Here is a 20,450-nt window from a genome sequence, read left to right on the forward strand (position 1 = left end):
GAGAACGAACATGAGTGAGAATCATATTTTAGAAATGGATCAAGAGAATGCAGGTCTTGGTAAGGTGGAAATCGCTCCTGAAGTTATTGAGGTAATTGCCGGAATTGCAGCATCTGAAGTAGAAGGAGTTGCCTCAATGCGTGGTAACTTTGCCTCTGGGGTTGTCGAAAGACTAGGGAAGAAAAATCATGGGAAAGGTGTTAAGGTAGAACTTTCCGATGAAGGAATTAAAATAGACGTCTATTGTTCAATGAAATTTGGAATTTCAATCCCTACTGTTGCTGGGAAAGTACAGGATAATATTCGCCAAGCTTTATTCAATATGACAGCTTTAGAAGTAGAAGAAGTAAATATTCACGTTGTTGGTGTTCAATTTGAAAACCAAAAGCCTGAGGTTGAAGTAGAACAAGAAATGTAAAAATGAGGTACCAAAGACAAATGTCTTTGGTCCTTTATTTTTAATGGGAAGTTTGTCATAATATATTAGAAAGAATGTGACAAAAATTATAGAAAAAATCTGCTATAGCTAGTAAGGTAAAGGAGTTATCACCTAATGAAACGTAGAACCGCAAGAGAAAAGGCATTACAGGCTTTATTTCAAATAGATATCAGTGATATTAATCCAAAGGATGCCATTGAACATGCCTTGGATGATTCACCGTCTGACCCTTATTTAGAAAAGTTAGTTTATGGTGTTTTAGAGCATCAAAACGAAATTGATGAAGCGATCAAAGGTCAACTTGAAAAATGGTCGCTCGAAAGATTAGCAAATGTCGATAGAAGTATATTAAGGATTGCCATCTTCGAGTTGAAATATTGTTCTACTGATGTACCAGTCAATGTCATACTCGATGAAGCGATAGAAATTTCAAAGGTATATGGAGACGAACAATCTAGTCGATTTATTAATGGGGTCCTCGCAAATATCAAACAACAATTAGCGTAATTCACCCTTTTTAGATTGGTTCCTCTCTATGGCAAAAACGGGAGAAGACTAGAGGAGGAAAAAGGATGACTGCAACAATTATTGATGGAAAACAGATTGCGAAAAAGAAGCATGAAGAAATTGCCCGAGAAGTGGAAAAGCTTAAAAGGGAAAACATTATTCCAGGATTAGTTGTTATTTTAATTGGCGATAATCCTGCCTCAAGAACCTACGTTAAAAGCAAAGAGAAAACCTGCAAGGATTTAGGTATGAACTCAATTCTTATTGAATTGCCAGAGACGGTAAGTGAAGCTGAGCTATTAATGAAAATTGAAGAATTAAACCAAGACTCCTCTATTCACGGAATTTTAATTCAATTACCTTTACCAAAACATATTAATGAAAAAAAGGTCATTGAAACGATTGTTCCAGAAAAAGACGTCGACGGTTTCCATCCCATTAATATTGGTAGAATGATGACTGGTCAAGATTCTTTTCTACCATGTACACCTTATGGAATTATGGTGATGCTCGAGGAAATGAATATCCCCATAGAGGGGAAACATGTAGTCGTAGTTGGAAGAAGTAATATCGTTGGAAAACCTTCAGGGCAGCTTTTCTTAAATGAAAATGCTACAGTTACATATTGTCACTCTAAGACAAAGGATTTAAAGGCTATCACAAAACAGGCTGATATATTAGTTGCTGCTGTTGGTAAGGTTGACTTTATTACCGCCGATCACATTCAAGAAGGTGCGATTGTGATTGATGTTGGTATCAATCGCAATCAAGAGGGGAAACTTTGTGGTGATGTAGCCTATAATGAGGTAAAAGAAAAGGCTGGATATATTACACCCGTTCCTGGTGGGGTCGGCCCGATGACGATTACCATGCTAATGTATAATACATTAAAATCGGCAAAAAACGTAAAACGCAGTCTCCAAAATTCACTCTAGATCTGAATGTATGTCAATGCCAATGACTAAAATGGATAATGGTCATTGGCTTGAATGTTTTTTAAGGTATGGCTATTTTCGCATAGATTTTTGCTTTCCGTATTCGTTTTTTATCCCGTATAACGTACTGTTTCGGGGCATCTTTTCGTAAGAACTTATGCGAAAATCGCCTATAGACCAAGCAAGTGACCTTTATTGTGCTCCGTAAGCTACTAGGTTTACGAAAAGAGCCTAAGGAGTTAAATAGATGAATAGTGACCGATATTTAACCGTTAATGCTTTAACTAAATACATAAAAAGAAAATTTGATGCAGACCCTCATTTACAAGATGTTTATGTCAAAGGGGAAATATCCAATTATAAACAGCATTCCAGTGGTCATATGTACTTTACATTGAAGGATGATAAAGCAAGGATATTAGCTGTGATGTTTGCTAGTAATAATCGTAGCATGAAGTTTTCTCCGGAAAATGGCATGAAGGTGCTTTTACGAGGTGAAATTTCTCTTTATGAACCGAGTGGGCAATACCAAATTTATATAAAGGAAATGCAGCCTGATGGTATTGGAGATCTGTTTCTTGCTTATGAACAATTAAAAAGGCGTCTGGAGGATGAAGGACTTTTTTTGGCGAAACACAAAAAAAAATTGCCGCTTTATCCCCAAAAAATTGGGATTATTACTTCACCTACCGGTGCTGCGATTCGCGATATTCTAACAACCATTAAACGTCGATATCCCATTGCTAAAGTTTTAATATTACCCGCTTTAGTCCAAGGTACCCAAGCAGCCCCTTCCATAGTAAAAGCTATCGAAAAAGCTAACCTGTTGTCAGACATGGACGTCTTAATAGTCGGCCGTGGAGGAGGATCGATTGAGGAATTATGGCCTTTTAATGAGGAAATGGTTGCGAGGGCGATTTTTCACTCGATGATTCCAATCATATCGGCTGTAGGTCATGAGACAGATTTTACGATAGCTGATTTTGTAGCAGATTTAAGAGCACCTACACCAACAGGAGCGGCGGAGTTAGCAGTCCCACATTTAGATGAATTACATGAAAGAGTATTGCAAAGACAGGCTCGCCTAATCAGAGCAATGCGTGAAAAATTAAGCACGCGTAAGGCAAAATTAGAAATAATAGAAAAATCATACGCTTTTCGATATCCTAAAAGGTTATACGAACAGAAACTTGAACACATTGATCGTTTATCAGAAAGACTGTCAAGAGGCGTTGTTTTTACTAATAAACAAAAACAAGAAAGCTTGTCGGCTGTAACAAAGCGATTAAACCGTGTGTCGCCTTATCAACTATTATTGAATGAGCAAGAAAGTTTAGTTCGTATCCAGAAACGGCTTAATCGGGCAACCATAAATATCCTTCAACAAAAACAAAGTGAATTTCGTAATAGATTATCTACTTTAGATGCACTTAGTCCATTAAAGATAATGGATCGTGGATATAGCCTTGTGTATTCGAAGGAAAAAACACTCATCAAAAATATTGACCAAATTGAATCAAATGATTTCCTGAAAATTCAACTCAGTAATGGAAAAATCGATTGCCAAGTAATCAATATAGAAAGAAGTGAACCACGTGACTGAAAACAGCACTTTAACATTTGAAGAAGCGATCCAAAAACTTGAGGTCATTGTCGAGCAATTGGAGGAGGGGGACGTTCCTCTTGAAGAGGCTATCGAGATCTACAAACAAGGAATGAATTTATCCAAACTGTGTCAGGATAAATTAAAATATATAGAAGAACAATTAGCAGAAATGTTAACGGAGGATGGACGGATGGTTCCTTTTTCAGTCCGTGAGGAGGAATAATTTTTGGAGAACCCTTTATTACCGCAATTTTCTCTCAAATATCGTACTCGATTAGAAGAAGAAATGCGAAAACAAATTAGCCTTTTACAGGCGCCAGTTATTATTAAAGAAGCGATGCTATATTCATTGGAAGCGGGTGGGAAACGGATTAGACCGTTATTAACCTTTGCTACAGTCGATGCTTTTGGAAAAGATGCCTTAATAGGTCTTCCAGTTGCTATGGCAGTAGAAATGATCCATACCTATTCTCTCATTCATGATGATCTTCCAAGCATGGATAATGATGATTTGCGCAGAGGTAAACCAACAAATCATAAGGTGTTTGGTGAGGCGATGGCAATATTAGCTGGAGATGCCTTGTTAACCTATAGTTTTCAATTAATAACCGCTGCTAATGAAGTGACAGCAGATAAAAAAATTGAAATAATCCGTGAACTTGCCAGAGCTGCTGGAGCAGACGGAATGGTTGGGGGGCAAGTAGCTGATATCGAAGCGGAAGGCAAAAAATTAGACTTATCTGAGTTAGAATATATTCATATTCACAAGACGGGAAAACTCCTTGAATTTAGTGTTCTTGCTGGAGCGATACTTTCAGATGCTAATGAAAAAACCAAAGCAGTTTTAGTGAAATTTGCCCAACATTTAGGTTTAGCCTTTCAGATTCAAGATGATATTCTTGATTTGGAAGGTGATCAAGAACTAATTGGTAAACCGGTTGGTAGCGATCAATCCAATCATAAAAGCACCTATCCTGCTCTTTTAAGTATGGAAGGAGCTAAAAAGGCTTTAGGATATCATATAAATGAAGCCAAACGAAACTTGGCAAATAGCGGCTTAGACACGAGAATTCTTGAAGAAATCACTGATTTAATTGCCTCAAGAAATCATTAATATTTTTTTTCAATAATTTCTCTATTTGAGGGAAAAAAATTAGTATGTTATAATTGGACTTATTACTTTGAAAGTAAATGTCACTTTTGGCCGTTATCACAATAGTGTTAGCGGCTATTTTTTCAATAAAAGTTACGTCTCATTAGGTCTAAACCGTATTATAATAATAAGTAATGATCGAGGAAATGAATAAGTGATGAAAGTGAGTGGTCCATACATGGATCTTTTAAAAATAAAAGACCCTTCTTTCTTAAAAGGAATGACAATTCCGGAATTAGAACAATTAAGTAGCGAAATCCGCCAATTTTTGATTGAGAAACTTTCTGTTACAGGAGGACATATCGGTCCTAATCTTGGGGTAGTCGAGCTAACCATTGCATTACATACTTGTTTTGAAAGCCCAAAGGATAAGCTCATTTGGGATGTCGGACATCAGTCTTATGTGCATAAAATCCTAACCGGAAGAGCATGTCAGTTTGATACGCTCCGGCAATTTAAAGGATTATGTGGCTTTCCGAAAATGATTGAAAGTAAACATGATGTTTGGGAGACAGGACATAGCTCAACCTCATTATCGGCGGCGATGGGAATGGCGATTGCCCGTGATTTAAAGAAAGAATCTTCTTACATTGTTCCCATTATCGGTGATGGCGCATTAACAGGGGGAATGGCGTTAGAAGCATTAAATCATATTGGTCACGAAAAGAAAAATATGATTGTTATTTTAAACGACAATGAGATGTCAATTGCTCCTAATGTAGGAGCCCTTCACTCTGTTTTAGGCAGACTTCGAACAGCTGGTAAATATAACTGGGTAAAAGATGAATTAGAATACATTTTAAAGAAAATCCCTGCTGTTGGTGGTAAATTAGCTTCCACGGCAGAAAGGGTTAAGGATAGTCTGAAATACCTTTTTGTATCGGGAATGTTTTTTGAGGAATTAGGATTTACCTATCTAGGTCCGGTTGATGGCCATAATTTTGAAGAACTTTTCGAGAATTTTAAGTATGCCAAAAAAACCGAAGGACCTGTTCTCCTTCATGTCATTACGAAAAAAGGTAAAGGGTACCATCCTGCGGAAAATGATAAGAAGGGTACATGGCATGGTACCGGGCCATATAAGATGGAAACAGGCGACTTTGTAAAACCAGTAGGAGCCACACCACCAGCCTGGAGCAGTTTAGTGAGTGAAACGGTCCGTAAATTAGCACGAAAAGATGATCGAATTGTTGCGATTACGCCTGCAATGCCGGTTGGGTCAAAACTAGAAGGTTTTGCAAGTGAATTTCCTGAACGAATGTATGATGTCGGAATTGCCGAACAGCATGCAGCAACTGTAGCAGCAGGATTGGCTACACAAGGAATGAAACCATTTTTGGCTATTTATTCCACCTTCCTACAGCGAGCTTATGATCAGGTTGTTCATGATATATGTCGTCAAAATTTAAACGTTTTTATTGGTATTGACCGCGCTGGTTTAGTTGGGGCTGATGGAGAAACCCATCAAGGTGTTTTTGATATTGCCTTTTTAAGACATATACCAAATATTGTACTTATGATGCCTAAAGATGAAAACGAAGGGCAGCATATGGTTTACACAGCAATTGAATATGATAAAGGTCCGATTGCGATGCGTTTCCCAAGAGGGAACGGTGTAGGGGTGCCATTGGATGGAATGATGAAGCAGATTCCATTAGGTACTTGGGAGGTATTAAGAGAAGGGGAAGATGCAGCGATTCTAACCTTTGGAACAACGATTCCGATGGCATTTGAAGCAGCAGCCATTTTAGAAAAGGAAGGAATCAGTGTTAAAATTGTCAATGCCCGTTTTATTAAACCACTTGATGAAAAAATGCTAATCGAAATATTCGATAACGAGATACCAGTTTTAACAATTGAAGAAGCAGTTCTCCAAGGTGGATTTGGTAGTTCTGTTTTAGAATTTGCATTAGACCATGGTTTTAAAGGTGCAAATATTGATCGAATGGGAATTCCCGACCAATTCATTGAACATGGAAATGTTGATAAACTCTTAAATGAAATTGGATTAACACCGGAAATGGCTGTTGAAAAAATTAAAAATCTTGCGAAGTTAAAAGTTAAAAGGATTTAATTATGAAAATAAAAAAAGAACGACTGGATGTTCTATTAGTTGAAAGAGGTCTCGCCGAAACCCGAGAGAAAGCGAAGCGAGCTGTCATGGCTGGTCTTGTCTATTCCAATGAACAACGGTTAGATAAACCAGGTGAAAAAATTGATGCTTTAATGCCCTTGACCATTAAGGGAAATGCATTACCCTATGTTAGCCGTGGTGGTTTAAAGCTGGAGAAAGCATTAAAAGAATTCGATATTGACATTCATGGAAAGAAAATGATTGATATTGGTGCGAGTACAGGTGGTTTCACAGATTGTGCTTTGCAAAATGGGGTATTAATGTCTTATGCCCTTGATGTTGGCTATAATCAGCTTGCTTGGAAATTACGCCAGGATGAACGAGTTATCGTTATGGAGCGAACAAATTTTCGTTATGTTACCCCAGCTGATTTAACGGACGGCTTACCTGAATTTGCGTCGATAGACGTTTCGTTTATTTCCTTAACGTTAATTTTACCTGTTTTAAAAACCTTACTAGTGGTTAACAGTAATGTTGTCGCATTAATTAAACCTCAGTTTGAAGCGGGAAGAGACCAAGTTGGAAAAAAGGGAATAGTCCGCGATCCTGATGTTCATCAATCGGTGATTGAAAAAATCATTCAACATACACTAACACAAGGTTACCACGTTTTGAATCTATCCTTTTCACCAATAACTGGCGGAGACGGAAACATCGAATTCCTTATTCATTTAAAGTGGCCAGGTCTTGAAGGGCAAGGGGAGAATTATCTAAAGACAAGCCCCGCCGAAGTTGTAAAAGCAGCCCATTTAGAATTAAAAACAAAAAAAGAAGAGGAGTAAGGGAGAAAGTGACCCCTTACTTCTCTTTTTTCATAATATTAGGTTGTACAACAATGACAAAATCGGCTAACATATGAGTAGATAAGACAAATTACTACATAAGGAGTATGTAGGTCGAGGTGACTTAAATGAATAAAGGACAACGACATATAAAAATTCGCGACATAATTACGAACAATGATATTGAAACACAGGATGAGTTAGTAGATGCTTTAAAAGAAGCTGGAGTAAATGTTACTCAAGCAACGGTATCTCGTGATATTAAGGAGCTTCATCTAGTAAAAGTTCCACTTTTAGACGGCAGATATAAGTATAGTCTTCCAGCTGACCAACGCTTCAATCCTTTGCAAAAGCTTAAGCGGTCTCTAATGGATTCATTCGTAAAAATTGACATGGCAGGTCATTTACTTGTCATGAAAACACTTCCCGGAAATGCAATGGCGATAGGTGCTTTGATTGATCACTTAGATTGGGAGGATATCTTAGGGACGATATGCGGGGATGATACTTGTCTCATTATTTGTCGAACACCAGAGGATACCGAAAAAATCACAAACCGATTCCTGGAGATGCTCTAAAGGGGGAAAAGGATTTGTTAACTGAATTATCAATAAAAAACTTTGCTATTATTGAAAAACAATCAATTTCATTTGACAAAGGACTTACCGTTTTAACAGGAGAAACAGGTGCGGGAAAGTCGATATTAATTGACGCCATTCATTTATTAGTTGGTGGGCGGGGTTCACACGAATTCGTAAGGCATGGAGAAGAAAAGGCAGAAATTGAAGGGCTTTTTCAAATCGAGGAACAAGAACATCCCATTATTAAAAAAGCGGCAGAATTCGGCATAGAGATTGAAGAAGGAATGGTCGTTTTTAGAAGAGAAATCTCAAAAACGGGCAAAAGTGTTTGTCGAATCAATGGCAAACTAGTGACGATTACCACGTTGCGTGAAATTGGATCTACAATAGTTGATATCCACGGACAACATGAACATCAGGAATTAATGAATGAGTCGACTCATCTTCCATTATTAGATCAATTTGGTGGCGAGGCGATAGGTAACGCGCTAAAAGATTATCAATCCATCTATAGCCAATACGAACTTACAGCTAAAAAATTAAAAAGTCTTAGTGAAAATGAACAACAAATGGCTCACAGACTAGATTTAATTCAGTTTCAATTAGATGAAATTCAAAAGGCTAAATTGAAAGCAAATGAAGATGAAGAACTTTTTGAAGAAAAGAAGCGCCTCCATAATTTTGAACGACTGTTTAGTTTAATTCAATCATCTTATTTAAATCTTAACGGTGATCATAAAGGGTTAGATTCTGTTGGCTCCGTAATGGGATACCTTGAGGATGCTGCAAATTTAGATTCTCGTTATAAAGAAATGTTTGACTCCATTTCCAATATTTTTTATTCCTTGGAGGATATGAATCGAACATTACGTAGTGAATTAGATAATCTTGAGTTTGATCCTAATCGTCTTCATGTTATAGAGGAAAGATGGAATGAAATTAATGGGTTAAAACGAAAGTATGGCAAAACAATTGATGCCATCTTAGCCTACGCTGCCTCAATTGAAGAGGAAATTGAAACATTGCAAAATAAAGAAACACACATTGGCCAATTAGAAAAAGAACTAACGAAATTACGACAGGAATTAGACATAAAGGCTAGCATTTTAAGTTCACTAAGAAAAAAGTGGGCTGACCAACTTACTTCACTAATACATAAAGAATTAAAGGAACTATATATGGAAAAAGCGGTCTTTGAGATCCGCCTCGAGTATAATACAGATCATTTTACTAGCTATGGGGCCGATAGAGCAGAATTTTATATTTCGACCAACCCAGGTGAACCATTAAAGCCTTTAGTTAAAATTGCATCAGGTGGAGAACTTTCAAGAATCATGTTAGCTTTAAAAAGTATTTTCTCAAAACATCAAGGGGTAACCTCTATTATCTTTGATGAAGTGGATACAGGAGTTAGTGGCCGGGTGGCTCAAGCAATTGCTGAAAAAATTTATCAAGTGGCAGTAAATTCTCAAGTCTTATGTATTTCTCATCTTCCACAGGTTGCAGCCATGGCTGATACACATTTGTTTATTTCTAAAGAAATGTTAAATGGACGTACCAAAACTACGGTAAAGCCTCTAGCATTGAAGGAAAAAGTTAGTGAAATTTCGCGAATGATTTCAGGAAAAGAAATAACGGAGCTGACTAAACAACATGCAGAAGAATTATTAATTATGGCTGGAAACATGAAAATGCCAAAAGAAACCGTCCGATAGGATGGTTTTTTTCATATTTGGGCGTTTTCTCTTTTCTTTTATGCTTTTCTTTATCTTCCAGTTATAAATGCACTGTTTCAAGGCAAAATTATAACTGTAGCCAAATAGACGTTTGTGGACTAGAAGCGAGGAGAGTGAAAAAAATTGTTTATTGAAAGTTTAAGAAAAATTATAGGTGGAATTCTCCTTGTTTCATTAATTTCAATCGGTTTTTCCTCGTCCTTCAGGGAATATATAGATATTCCGAAGAGTATTACTGTCTTTGAAGGACAGCAATATCAATTCGAAAAGAGTGTCCCTGTTTCAGTTTCCTTAAACGATAACAATTCAAGTGTTTCCCTGAAAGCTGAAAACAATACAGTTAAAATCAGTGGGAAAGAACAAGGGAACAATGAGATGCTACTTGAATTAGCCGGTTTTCCAATTAAAAAAGTGGATGTAAATGTTTTAAAGGATTTTAAAGTGTATCCTGGTGGGCAGTCAATCGGTGTTAAATTAAATTCCGTAGGTGTACTTGTAGTAGGTCATCATCTTGTTAACACGGATGACGGGAAGAAATCTCCAGGTGAAATCGCGGGAATTAAGGTCGGAGATATCATAACCAAAATCAATGGTCAAAAAATTGAAAAGATGTCCGATGTGGCTCCGTTTGTGAAAGATTCAGGTGAAAATGGTAAACCTCTTGAGGTTGTGATAAGTAGGGAAAATGGTGAATTTACCACAAGCCTACTACCGCTAAAAGATGAAAATGAAGAAACCTACAAATTAGGTCTATATATTCGAGATTCGGCAGCAGGAATCGGCACGATGACTTTTTATGAACCAAAATCAATGAAGTATGGTGCTTTAGGGCATGTAATTTCTGATATGGATACGAAGAAACCCATTGTTGTGGAAGACGGCCAAATTGTTCGTTCAACGGTAACATCCATTGAAAAAGGTAGTAATGGTGACCCGGGAGAAAAACTAGCTCGTTTCTCAGCGGACCGAGAAATTATTGGCAACATTAAACGAAATAGTCCTTTTGGAATATTTGGTGAACTGCACAAAGACATTACCAATGGGGTATTAGATAAACAACTACCGATTGCCTTATCTCACCAAGTGAAAGAAGGTCCAGCACAAATTTTAACGGTTGTTGATAATGACAAGGTAGAATTTTTTGATATTGAAATTGTCAGCACGATCCCGCAAAAATTTCCAGCTACAAAGGGAATGGTTTTGAAAGTGACTGACAAAAGCCTCCTTCAAAAAACGGGCGGTATCGTTCAAGGAATGAGTGGAAGTCCAATCATTCAAAATGGGAAATTAATCGGTGCCGTTACACATGTTTTTGTTAATGATCCAACTTCGGGTTATGGCGTTCATATTGAATGGATGTTAAACGAGGCTGGGATTGATATATATGAAAAACCACGACAAAAAGCGAGTTAATATAAAAATGGTTAAAAATAGGCGGAAAGTCCGCCTATTTTTTATGGATAAAAAATGCTATGATTAAGAAATATAAAGAATATTCGACAAAACTTCTTTGAATAAATTGTCAACTAGCGAAATTAGTCGAAATTACAAGAAAAACGGAGTAAAAGAAAGATTTTCGGTATTTTTTAAGAAAAATTTAAAAAAGAAAAGGAATTTTAGTTGCATTGTCGAATTAGTCATTTAGAATAAGATTATCAGTAAATGTAATTGGCATTGAAAATAGGGGAGGAAATGGTTTGTGAGGAAAATTAAAGTTTGTATTGTTGATGATAATAGAGAGCTTGTAGGCTTATTAGAAGAATATCTTTCATCACAAGATGATTTAGAAGTGGTCGGTGTGGCCCATAACGGACAAGAGTGTTTAACGATGCTTGATCAGGTAAATCCTGATGTGCTTGTTTTAGATATTATCATGCCTCATCTTGATGGATTAGCTGTACTTGAAAGATTACGCGACATAAAGAAACTTTCATTACCAAATGTCATTATGCTAACTGCCTTTGGCCAAGAGGATGTCACAAAGAAAGCAGTAGACCTAGGAGCCTCTTACTTTATTCTTAAACCATTTGATATGGAAAATCTAGCTAACCATATTCGCCAAGTAAGTGGCCAATCCAATCAGATATTAAGAAAGCCGGTTGCAACGGGGATTCGTCAACCGATGGAAGCGCCAAAAACAAAAAATCTTGATGCCAGTATTACCAGCATTATTCATGAAATTGGTGTTCCGGCTCATATTAAAGGCTACTTGTATCTCCGTGAAGCAATATCAATGGTTTACAATGATATTGAGCTACTCGGTTCAATCACAAAGGTACTTTATCCTGATATCGCAAAAAAATATAATACAACCGCAAGTCGTGTAGAACGTGCGATTCGCCATGCGATTGAGGTAGCATGGAGCCGAGGTAATATAGAATCGATATCAAGTCTATTTGGATATACGGTAAGTATGTCGAAAGCTAAGCCAACCAATTCGGAATTTATTGCCATGGTTGCTGATAAATTACGATTAGAGCATAAAGCGTCATGACATTAATATTTGCCCATCGTGGCTACTCTGCAGCTTTTCCGGAAAATACGATGAAAGCCTTTTATGAGGCGGAAAAAGCAGATGCAGATGGCTTGGAAATTGATGTTCAAATGACAAAGGATGGAGAAATCGTTGTCATTCATGACGAAAAGGTAGATCGTACCACGAATGGAACTGGATTTGTTAAAGACCTAACATTAAATGAAATCAGAAAACTTGATGCAAGCTATCAGCAAAAAAAATTCTTAAAAAAAGAACCTATTCCTACTTTTCAAGAATTATTGGAATGGTTAAAAACGAATACCTTGGTTTGTAATGTGGAATTAAAAAATGGGATTTTTCCTTATCAGGGGATGGAAGAAAAAGTCATTTCGTTAATTCGCCATTACCAGCTTGAGGATCGAATCGTTCTTTCCTCGTTTAATCATTATAGTATTGTGTACTGTTATCAATTAGCTCCAGAAATTGAAACCGCACCTTTATATTCAGAAGGTCTATTTATGCCATGGGTATATGCCCGATCGATAAGAGCTAAAGGAATTCATCCTAATTTGCTTGCTGCTCCCAATGAAATAATTTTAGGGGCAATGGAGAATGGTATTGCGGTAAGACCTTATACTGTTAATAAGGAAAAGGATATGAAACGCTTATTTGAGATTGGGTGTACTGCGTTTATTACAGATGATCCTGTAAAAGCCTTAGAAGTCAAAAAAAGAGACTTTAGCACGAGCTAAGGTCTCTTCTTTATTTGCTGAAAACGAGTTTGAACTTTATTTCTTTTCCGATCACGGTGAAGGATAAATCCTGCGACAAAACCAAGTCCTGCAATAAAAAAAACTAGGCCAATAACAAATTGCAGCCATAAATACGGAATTGGAGCGTGGAGAATACCGAAAAACATATCCCGCATAAATTTAATCCCAAGGGCTGCTAAAAATCCAGGAATAAGCAAAATGATTAAAGCAAATATTCTAATCATGAAAAATCATCCATTCCATTATATTCATATAAAAAATGATACCCCTTCAAAGATATTTGTCAAGAATTCTATTTAGGTATAAAATAAAAATGAAAAATATTTCATACTTTACCAAAATTTTTTGAAAGTTTTTTCTATAGGGGATTGGTATGATGCAAAACGTGATGATTGTCGGGGCTGGAAAAGGCGGTACTGCAATTTTAAAAATTTTAAAGGAAACGGCAGTATTGGATGTGAAAGTTGTTATTGATCATAATGCTACTGCCCCTGGTCTAAAATTTGCAAATGAAGAAGGGATTCTTACAGGAAATGATTGGCGTCCGTATTTGACCGAGGATATCGATATTATTATTGAGGTGACAGGAAAACAGCAAGTATTTGAAGAACTTCGTGATGCAAGAAGTAAAAATACCGTGCTAATCCCGGGTAGTGTTGCCTTTTTGATTGCAAAGTTGATGGAGGAAAAGGAGGATTTAATTGAAACCCTTAGAAATGAGACATATAAACATGATTTAATCTTTAATTCGACTGATGATGGTATGATTGTCATAAATGTTAAGGGTGAAATTATTTTCTTTAATAAAAGCGCCGAGAAAATTGTGGGATATCCGAAAGATGAAGTGATTGGCAAATACATAAAGGATGTAATTCCTAACACAGAATTAATTAGAGTATTAGAATCGCGGCGGGTTGAAAGTAATCAGGAACAAGTTTTGGTAAATGGTTTAAAAATTATTACGACCAGAATTCCAATGTTCGACGAGCATGGTCGATTATTTGGAGCATTTGCTGTTTTTAAGGATATTACCGAAGTAGTGAATTTGGCTGAAGAAGTAACCAATCTAAAAGAAATTCAAACGATGCTTCAGGCAATTATACAATCCAGTGATGATGCTATTTCAGTCGTTGACGATGAGGGCCGAGGCATCATGATAAATCGTGCCTATTCTCGGATTACGGGTTTAAAGGAAGAAGAGGTTATTGGAAAACCAGCCACTGCTGATATTTCCGAAGGTGACAGCATGCATATGAAGGTTCTTCAAACACGGAGGCCAGTCCGTGGAGTCGCGATGAGAGTCGGTCCAAATAAAAAAGAAGTCGTAGTGAACGTTGCTCCGATTATTGTTGATGGGAAATTAAAGGGCAGTGTTGGGGTAATCCATGACATGTCAGAAATTCAATCGTTAAACCGTGAACTTAACCGTGCGAGACAAATTATTCGCACTTTGGAAGCGAAATATACATTTGAAGATATTATAGCTGTATCTGACGAAATGAAATTAGCGGTAGAACAGGCTAAATTAGGCGCAAAAACACCTGCCACTGTTTTATTGAGAGGAGAATCGGGTACAGGTAAAGAGCTTTTTGCTCATGCCATCCATAATGCAAGTGATCGGAAATTCAATAAATTCATTCGAGTTAATTGTGCGGCCATCTCAGAGTCCCTATTAGAAAGTGAGCTATTTGGATATGAAGAAGGAGCATTTTCCGGGGCTAAACGCGGTGGCAAAACTGGCCTTTTTGAAGAAGCGAATAATGGAAGTATTTTTTTAGATGAAATTGGTGAACTTCCCGCCGGAACACAAGCGAAGCTCTTGCGAGTATTACAAGAACAGGAAATTATTCGCGTTGGGGGAACGAAACCAGTGCCGATTAATGTCAGAGTAATAGCCGCAACGAATGTAAATTTAGAGAAGGGAATGGCAAATAAAACTTTTAGGGAAGACTTATACTATCGATTGAATCGAATGCCTATTCATATTCCACCTTTAAGAAAAAGACTTGAGGAAATACCTTTATTGTGCGATCGTTTATTGCACAAAATCAATCGTGATTATGGGCGAAATGTAGAAGGGGTTACCGACGTAGGTCTTCAGCAATTAATGGTTTACGAGTGGCCAGGGAATGTTAGGGAATTAGAAAATATATTAGGACGAGCAATTATTTTTATGAATTACAATGAAACATTAATTGATGTCCATCATTTACCAGAATTAAAAAGTGTTAAAAAAACAGAAAATAACACTTTGTATTCCATCGAAAACAGCAAAACGTTAATCGATATGGTAGAGGATTATGAATCTAAGCTAATTATCCATACGCTGACAAAGTTTAATGGAAATAAGACATTAACGGCCAAGTCCTTAGGATTATCATTGCGGAATTTGTATTACAAAATCGAAAAATATCAAATTGCAAATAATAGCATGCAATAATTTTCATAGTGTGAAAAATATTGCATGGATAATGTTTAAAATAAAGCGTTTTCATAACTTTTTTATTTTGGCACGGTTCTTGCAAGTTAATAAATAGTGTTTGTTGTAAAAGAAAGGGTTGAGCATTGCATTCATGAAATTAGACGAACTTATCCACAAGGCAACCCAACAAAAAAATAAAACAGTAGCAGTTGCAGCGGCTGAAGATGAAGAGGTGTTGGAAGCGGTAGCGGCAGCGGCTAAAAAAAAACTTGCTAATTTTATTTTATACGGTACTAAGGAGAAAATTAGTAGCCTAATCGCTCTAAATCATCCAGAATTAATTAACCATTCCGCTATTGAAATAAGGAACGCGCCCTCATCACTAATAGCTGCAGAAAATGCAGTAAAAGCGGTAAGTCAACTTAAGGCCGATGTTTTAATGAAAGGTAATATTCCAACTGCATTGATTTTGAAGGCGGTATTAAACAAAGAATATGGATTAAGGACAGGGAATGTCTTATCACATGTGGCTGTATTTGAAGTTGAAGGGTTTGAACAATTTATTATCCTAACAGATGCAGCAATGAATATTGCTCCTGATTTAGATCAAAAGGCACAAATAGTGAAAAATGCTGTTAGTATTGCCCTTAAAATAGGGGTAACAAATCCGAAAGTTGCACCTCTTGCCGCCGTTGAGGTAATCAATCCAGCCATGCAGGCTACCTTAGATGCTGCTGCTCTTATGTTAATGAACAAAAGAGGCCAAATAAAAGATTGTGTCATTGATGGTCCACTTGCATTAGATAATGCAATTTCTGCAATCGCTGCCGAGCATAAAGGAATTCAAAGTGAAGTGGCAGGACAAGCAGATATCCTGTTGGTTCCAACAATTGAAGTAGGTAATGCCCTTTACAAATCATTAGTTTATTTTGCAAGAGCAAAAGTTGGAGCCGTTATTGCCGGCGCCAAAGCACCAATTGTGTTAACCTCTAGAGCAGATACTGCTGAAAGTAAGCTATATTCACTAGCTTTAGCACTTTGCTCTACTTCAAAATAGATTTTTTAATATCCGGGGAGGAATAATAATGGAAATCTTCAAGTATTTAGAACAATATGATTATGAGCAAGTTGTATTTTGTCAGGATAAATCATCAGGACTTAAGGCTATTATTGCCATTCATGACACTACTTTAGGGCCTGCTCTTGGTGGTACTCGTATGTGGACGTATGAATCTGAAGCCGCAGCAATTGAAGATGCTCTTCGTCTTGCTAAAGGAATGACATATAAAAATGCTGCAGCTGGTTTAAATCTTGGCGGTGGAAAAACAGTTATTATCGGTGATCCACGTAAAGATAAGAACGAAGAAATGTTCCGCGCCTTTGGTCGTTATATTCAAGGTTTGAATGGTCGTTACATTACGGCAGAAGATGTGGGAACTACTGTAGCAGATATGGATCTTATTCATGAAGAAACTGATTATGTTACCGGAATTTCTCCTGCATTCGGATCATCAGGTAACCCATCCCCGGTTACGGCTTATGGAGTATATGTGGGGATGAAAGCGGCTGCTAAAGAAGCATTTGGATCCGATTCTCTTGAAGGTAAAGTAGTTGCAATACAAGGTGTAGGAAATGTCGCTTACACCCTATGTCGTTACCTACATGAAGAAGGGGCTCAGTTAATCGTAACCGATATTAATAAAGAAGCTGTTCAACGTGCTGTTGATGAATTTGGAGCTAAAGCGGTTGATCCAAATGAAATATATAGTGTAGACTGTGATATCTATGCCCCATGTGCATTAGGTGCTACCATCAATGATGACACGATTCCTCAATTAAAGGCAAAGGTAATTGCAGGGTCTGCAAATAATCAATTGAAGGATACTCGTCATGGGGACATTATTCACGAAATGGGAATTGTTTATGCTCCTGACTATGTTATCAATGCAGGTGGAGTAATAAATGTAGCTGATGAGTTATATGGATATAATCATGAGCGAGCAATGAAAAAAGTTGAGCAAATTTATAATTCGATTGAAAAGGTTATTGAAATTGCAAAACGAGATCGTATTCCAACTTATGTTGCTGCTGACCGTATGGCTGAAGAAAGAATCGCAAAAATGCGCAATTCACGAAGTCAATTCCTGCAAAATGGTCATCATATTTTAAGTCGTCGTAAGTAATTTGTCTTTAGAAAGAATGAAAGGGACTAGTCAACTAAGGATACTACTTTCTTGACTAGCCCCTAAACCTATTTTATGATGAAAATTTCTCGAAAAAGAATGATTGGTTCTTTTAAAAATGGAGGAATCTACGTTGTTAGAACAAGAATATCGAATACTCGTTATCAACCCGGGGTCGACATCTACGAAAATTGGGGTTTTCGATAATGAAATCTCTATACTAGAAAAAACAATTAGACATGATTCCGAAATCATCAATTCGTTCGATAATATTATTGATCAATACGAATTTCGTAAAAATACGATTCTTGAAACTCTAGATCAAGAAGGGATTAATGTTTCCAAATTAAACGCGGTTTGTGGCCGTGGAGGACTTCTTCGTCCAATCGAGGGTGGAACCTATGCGGTAAATGAGCTAATGCTTCAAGATTTGCGTTCTGGATATTCGGGCCAACATGCCTCTAATTTAGGTGGAATAATTGCATTTGAAATTGCAACAGGTTTAAATATTCCATCCTATATAGTTGACCCTGTTGTTGTTGATGAGTTAGATGAAATAGCCCGTATTTCTGGATTTTCTTTAATTGAGAGAAAAAGCATCTTTCATGCTTTAAACCAAAAGGCAGTTGCAAGAAGAATTGCAAAGCAACTAGGAAAAAAGTATGAAGAGATGAATATAATTGTCACTCATATGGGTGGTGGAATTACAGTTGGAGCACATCGCCAAGGTCGAGTTGTTGATGTGAACAACGGGCTTCATGGGGATGGTCCTTTCAGTCCAGAACGTGCCGGAACGGTCCCAGTTGGTGATTTAGTTTCGTTATGTTATTCCGGTGATTTTTACCGTGAAGAAATCATGAAAAAATTAGTTGGTCAAGGCGGTTTAGTAGGTTATCTGGGTACCAATGATGCGGTTAAAGTAGAGCAAATGATTGCAAACGGGGATGAAAAAGCTAAACTTGTCTATTCGGCGATGGCTTATCAAGTGGCTAAAGAAATTGGCTCTGCAAGTGCGGTTTTACGCGGAAAAGTGGATGCCATTATTCTTACTGGTGGTTTAGCATACGGGAAAGAATTTGTTAAAGATATTAGCGAGAGAATTAATTGGATTGCCGATGTAATTGTTCATCCGGGGGAAAATGAACTTCAGGCATTAGCCGAAGGAGCACTTCGTGTCCTTAAGGGAGAAGAACAAGAAAAGGACTACCCAGGAAAAATAAAAAAAATGACTTCAGTATAAGGTGGAGATAAAGCGATGGCACGTGAATATGATTTAGTCATTCTAGGCGGCGGCACCGGCGGCTACGTTGCCGCTATTAAAGCTGCGCAACTTGGGTTAAAAACAGCAGTTGTAGAAAAAGGAAAGTTAGGCGGAACATGCTTACATAAAGGCTGTATTCCAAGTAAGGCATTACTTAGGAGTGCAGAAGTTTATGCGCAAACCAAACATAGTGAAAATTTTGGTGTTATTACAAGTGAAGTATCGGTCGATTTCATCAAGGTTCAAGAGCGTAAACAAAAAATCGTCGATCAGTTACATAAAGGTGTTCAAATGCTAATGAAAAAAGGAAAAATTGATGTTTTTGATGGTATTGGGAGAATCCTTGGTCCATCGATTTTTTCACCCATGCCAGGAACTATTTCGGTTGAAATGAATGATGGCAGTGAAAACGAAATGCTAATTCCAAAAAATGTAATTGTTGCTACCGGTTCACGTCCAAGAACTTTACCTGGTTTAGAAATTGACGGTAAAGATGTGTTAACTTCTGACGATGCTTTAGTTATGGAGCAGTTACCAAACTCGATGATTATTGTTGGTGGTGGAGTTATCGGTATTGAATGGGCTTCGATGCTATCGGATTTCGGTGTTGAAGTAACAGTTATAGAGTATGCAAATCGAATTATCCCTACTGAAGATGTGGAAATTTCTAAAGAAATGCAGCGCTTGATGAAGAAAAAAGGTGTAAAAATCGTGACGGGTGCAAAGGTTCTTTCAGAGACACTTGTGAAGGATAATGGCACCAGAATATCTGCGGAAATCAAAGGGGAAGTGAAAGAATTCCAGTCAGAGAAAATTTTAGTTTCTGTTGGGCGTCAAGCAAACGTAGAAGGAATCGGTATCGAAAACACGGATATACAACTTGACCGTGGTTTTATTGTGACAAACGAATTCTTCCAAACAAAGGAATCACATATATATGCCATTGGTGATGTCATTGGTGGACTTCAACTGGCCCATGTTGCATCCCATGAAGGTATTGTGGCAGTAGAGCATATTGCTGGACATAAGCCTTCGCCAATCAATTATGATTTAGTTTCTCGCTGCATTTATAGTACCCCTGAAGTATCTTCTGTAGGAATCACTGAAGAACAGGCTATTGAAAGAGGTTATAAGGTAAAAGTCGGCAAGTTCTCCTTCCGGGCAATTGGTAAAGCTCTTGTTTTTGGGGAGAGCGATGGTTTTGTTAAAATCGTAGCAGACGAAGAAACGGATGATCTATTAGGCGTTCATATGATTGGGCCACACGTAACCGATATGATCTCTGAAGCTGGACTTGCGATGGTTCTAAATGCAACACCTTGGGAAATCGCACACACAATTCACCCGCACCCAACACTATCAGAGGCAATTGGGGAAGCGGCTCTAGCTGTAGATGGAAATGCTATTCACGGATAATGGATGTCATTTAATAAAAATGAGTTTCTTTTTAAAGGAAAACGAA

At 37.4% G+C, this 20,450-nt stretch carries 19 protein-coding genes; 18 read left to right on the top strand and 1 reads right to left on the bottom strand.

The window, feature by feature from the left end; translation table 11 throughout:
* The first annotated feature begins 10 nt into the window (after positions 1-10).
* The 13 genes from ACX9YW_RS03580 (at position 11) to ACX9YW_RS03640 (ending at position 13,101) form a co-directional block, all read left to right on the top strand.
* The gene (locus tag ACX9YW_RS03580; RefSeq protein ID WP_460341867.1) at positions 11-418 is read left to right on the top strand and encodes an Asp23/Gls24 family envelope stress response protein; all 408 of its coding nucleotides are present in this window, start codon (positions 11-13) and stop codon (positions 416-418) included.
* Positions 419-553: 135 nt separating this feature from the next.
* Positions 554-946, top strand: a complete 393-nt coding sequence (nusB, locus tag ACX9YW_RS03585; RefSeq protein WP_460341870.1) for a transcription antitermination factor NusB — start codon at positions 554-556, stop codon at positions 944-946.
* Between the two features lie 65 nt (positions 947-1,011).
* Positions 1,012-1,881 (top strand): bifunctional methylenetetrahydrofolate dehydrogenase/methenyltetrahydrofolate cyclohydrolase FolD, encoded by an 870-nt coding sequence (gene folD, locus ACX9YW_RS03590; RefSeq protein WP_460341873.1) that lies wholly within the window; start codon positions 1,012-1,014, stop codon positions 1,879-1,881.
* Positions 1,882-2,128: 247 nt separating this feature from the next.
* Complete coding sequence (xseA, locus tag ACX9YW_RS03595; RefSeq protein WP_460341876.1) at positions 2,129-3,484, top strand: exodeoxyribonuclease VII large subunit; 1,356 nt, start codon at positions 2,129-2,131, stop codon at positions 3,482-3,484.
* Complete coding sequence (locus ACX9YW_RS03600; protein WP_460341879.1) at positions 3,477-3,710, top strand: exodeoxyribonuclease VII small subunit; 234 nt, start codon at positions 3,477-3,479, stop codon at positions 3,708-3,710. Before xseA ends, ACX9YW_RS03600 begins: the two co-directional genes overlap by 8 nt.
* 3 nt (positions 3,711-3,713) lie before the next feature.
* Positions 3,714-4,601 (top strand): polyprenyl synthetase family protein, encoded by an 888-nt coding sequence (locus tag ACX9YW_RS03605; RefSeq protein ID WP_460341881.1) that lies wholly within the window; start codon positions 3,714-3,716, stop codon positions 4,599-4,601.
* Positions 4,602-4,818: 217 nt separating this feature from the next.
* Positions 4,819-6,714 (top strand): 1-deoxy-D-xylulose-5-phosphate synthase, encoded by a 1,896-nt coding sequence (gene dxs / locus ACX9YW_RS03610; RefSeq protein ID WP_460342333.1) that lies wholly within the window; start codon positions 4,819-4,821, stop codon positions 6,712-6,714.
* Between the two features lie 2 nt (positions 6,715-6,716).
* Positions 6,717-7,556: a TlyA family RNA methyltransferase gene (locus ACX9YW_RS03615; protein WP_460341884.1), complete on the top strand. Its 840-nt coding sequence runs from the start codon at positions 6,717-6,719 to the stop codon at positions 7,554-7,556.
* A 128-nt stretch (positions 7,557-7,684) separates the two neighbouring features.
* Entirely contained in the window at positions 7,685-8,134 is a 450-nt protein-coding gene (ahrC, locus tag ACX9YW_RS03620; protein ID WP_460341887.1) for a transcriptional regulator AhrC/ArgR, read from the top strand.
* Positions 8,135-8,148: 14 nt separating this feature from the next.
* Positions 8,149-9,852: a DNA repair protein RecN gene (gene recN / locus ACX9YW_RS03625; RefSeq protein WP_460341891.1), complete on the top strand. Its 1,704-nt coding sequence runs from the start codon at positions 8,149-8,151 to the stop codon at positions 9,850-9,852.
* Positions 9,853-9,996: 144 nt separating this feature from the next.
* Entirely contained in the window at positions 9,997-11,286 is a 1,290-nt protein-coding gene (gene spoIVB, locus ACX9YW_RS03630; protein ID WP_460341894.1) for a SpoIVB peptidase, read from the top strand.
* Between the two features lie 286 nt (positions 11,287-11,572).
* Entirely contained in the window at positions 11,573-12,367 is a 795-nt protein-coding gene (spo0A, locus tag ACX9YW_RS03635; RefSeq protein WP_460341897.1) for a sporulation transcription factor Spo0A, read from the top strand.
* The gene (locus tag ACX9YW_RS03640; protein WP_460341900.1) at positions 12,364-13,101 is read left to right on the top strand and encodes a glycerophosphodiester phosphodiesterase; all 738 of its coding nucleotides are present in this window, start codon (positions 12,364-12,366) and stop codon (positions 13,099-13,101) included. The genes spo0A and ACX9YW_RS03640 overlap by 4 nt, the downstream gene beginning before the upstream one ends.
* Here ACX9YW_RS03640 and ACX9YW_RS03645 read toward each other — a convergent pair.
* Positions 13,098-13,346: a DUF2627 domain-containing protein gene (locus tag ACX9YW_RS03645; RefSeq protein ID WP_460341902.1), complete on the bottom strand. Its 249-nt coding sequence runs from the start codon at positions 13,344-13,346 to the stop codon at positions 13,098-13,100. The genes ACX9YW_RS03640 and ACX9YW_RS03645 overlap by 4 nt on opposite strands.
* A gap of 152 nt (positions 13,347-13,498) precedes the next feature.
* Between ACX9YW_RS03645 and ACX9YW_RS03650 the strand changes: the two genes are divergently transcribed.
* The 5 genes from ACX9YW_RS03650 to lpdA all read left to right on the top strand — a co-directional run bounded on the left by ACX9YW_RS03650 (position 13,499) and on the right by lpdA (position 20,404).
* Positions 13,499-15,562: a sigma-54 interaction domain-containing protein gene (locus tag ACX9YW_RS03650; protein ID WP_460342335.1), complete on the top strand. Its 2,064-nt coding sequence runs from the start codon at positions 13,499-13,501 to the stop codon at positions 15,560-15,562.
* A gap of 133 nt (positions 15,563-15,695) precedes the next feature.
* The gene (gene yqiS, locus ACX9YW_RS03655; protein WP_460341905.1) at positions 15,696-16,601 is read left to right on the top strand and encodes a phosphate butyryltransferase; all 906 of its coding nucleotides are present in this window, start codon (positions 15,696-15,698) and stop codon (positions 16,599-16,601) included.
* A gap of 28 nt (positions 16,602-16,629) precedes the next feature.
* Positions 16,630-17,727 carry a branched-chain amino acid dehydrogenase gene (gene bcd / locus ACX9YW_RS03660; RefSeq protein WP_460341908.1) on the top strand — a complete coding sequence of 366 codons (1,098 nt, stop codon included), beginning with the start codon at positions 16,630-16,632 and terminating at the stop codon, positions 17,725-17,727.
* Between the two features lie 118 nt (positions 17,728-17,845).
* Positions 17,846-18,967: a butyrate kinase gene (gene buk / locus ACX9YW_RS03665; RefSeq protein ID WP_460341911.1), complete on the top strand. Its 1,122-nt coding sequence runs from the start codon at positions 17,846-17,848 to the stop codon at positions 18,965-18,967.
* A 15-nt stretch (positions 18,968-18,982) separates the two neighbouring features.
* Positions 18,983-20,404 (top strand): dihydrolipoyl dehydrogenase, encoded by a 1,422-nt coding sequence (lpdA, locus tag ACX9YW_RS03670; protein ID WP_460341913.1) that lies wholly within the window; start codon positions 18,983-18,985, stop codon positions 20,402-20,404.
* The last annotated feature ends 46 nt before the right edge of the window (positions 20,405-20,450 follow it).

The organism is Pseudoneobacillus rhizolycopersici (assembly GCF_054786815.1).

Coding starts and splice junctions, on each gene's coding strand:
- ACX9YW_RS03615 (WP_460341884.1), top strand. CDS start 6,717: ATGAAAATAAAAAAAGAACGACTGGATGTTCTATTAGTTGAAAGAGGT.
- ACX9YW_RS03580 (WP_460341867.1), top strand. CDS start 11: ATGAGTGAGAATCATATTTTAGAAATGGATCAAGAGAATGCAGGTCTT.
- lpdA (WP_460341913.1), top strand. CDS start 18,983: ATGGCACGTGAATATGATTTAGTCATTCTAGGCGGCGGCACCGGCGGC.
- ACX9YW_RS03640 (WP_460341900.1), top strand. CDS start 12,364: ATGACATTAATATTTGCCCATCGTGGCTACTCTGCAGCTTTTCCGGAA.
- ACX9YW_RS03645 (WP_460341902.1), bottom strand. CDS start 13,346: ATGATTAGAATATTTGCTTTAATCATTTTGCTTATTCCTGGATTTTTA.
- xseA (WP_460341876.1), top strand. CDS start 2,129: ATGAATAGTGACCGATATTTAACCGTTAATGCTTTAACTAAATACATA.
- folD (WP_460341873.1), top strand. CDS start 1,012: ATGACTGCAACAATTATTGATGGAAAACAGATTGCGAAAAAGAAGCAT.
- ACX9YW_RS03650 (WP_460342335.1), top strand. CDS start 13,499: ATGCAAAACGTGATGATTGTCGGGGCTGGAAAAGGCGGTACTGCAATT.
- ahrC (WP_460341887.1), top strand. CDS start 7,685: ATGAATAAAGGACAACGACATATAAAAATTCGCGACATAATTACGAAC.
- bcd (WP_460341908.1), top strand. CDS start 16,630: ATGGAAATCTTCAAGTATTTAGAACAATATGATTATGAGCAAGTTGTA.
- yqiS (WP_460341905.1), top strand. CDS start 15,696: ATGAAATTAGACGAACTTATCCACAAGGCAACCCAACAAAAAAATAAA.
- dxs (WP_460342333.1), top strand. CDS start 4,819: ATGGATCTTTTAAAAATAAAAGACCCTTCTTTCTTAAAAGGAATGACA.
- buk (WP_460341911.1), top strand. CDS start 17,846: ATGGAGGAATCTACGTTGTTAGAACAAGAATATCGAATACTCGTTATC.
- nusB (WP_460341870.1), top strand. CDS start 554: ATGAAACGTAGAACCGCAAGAGAAAAGGCATTACAGGCTTTATTTCAA.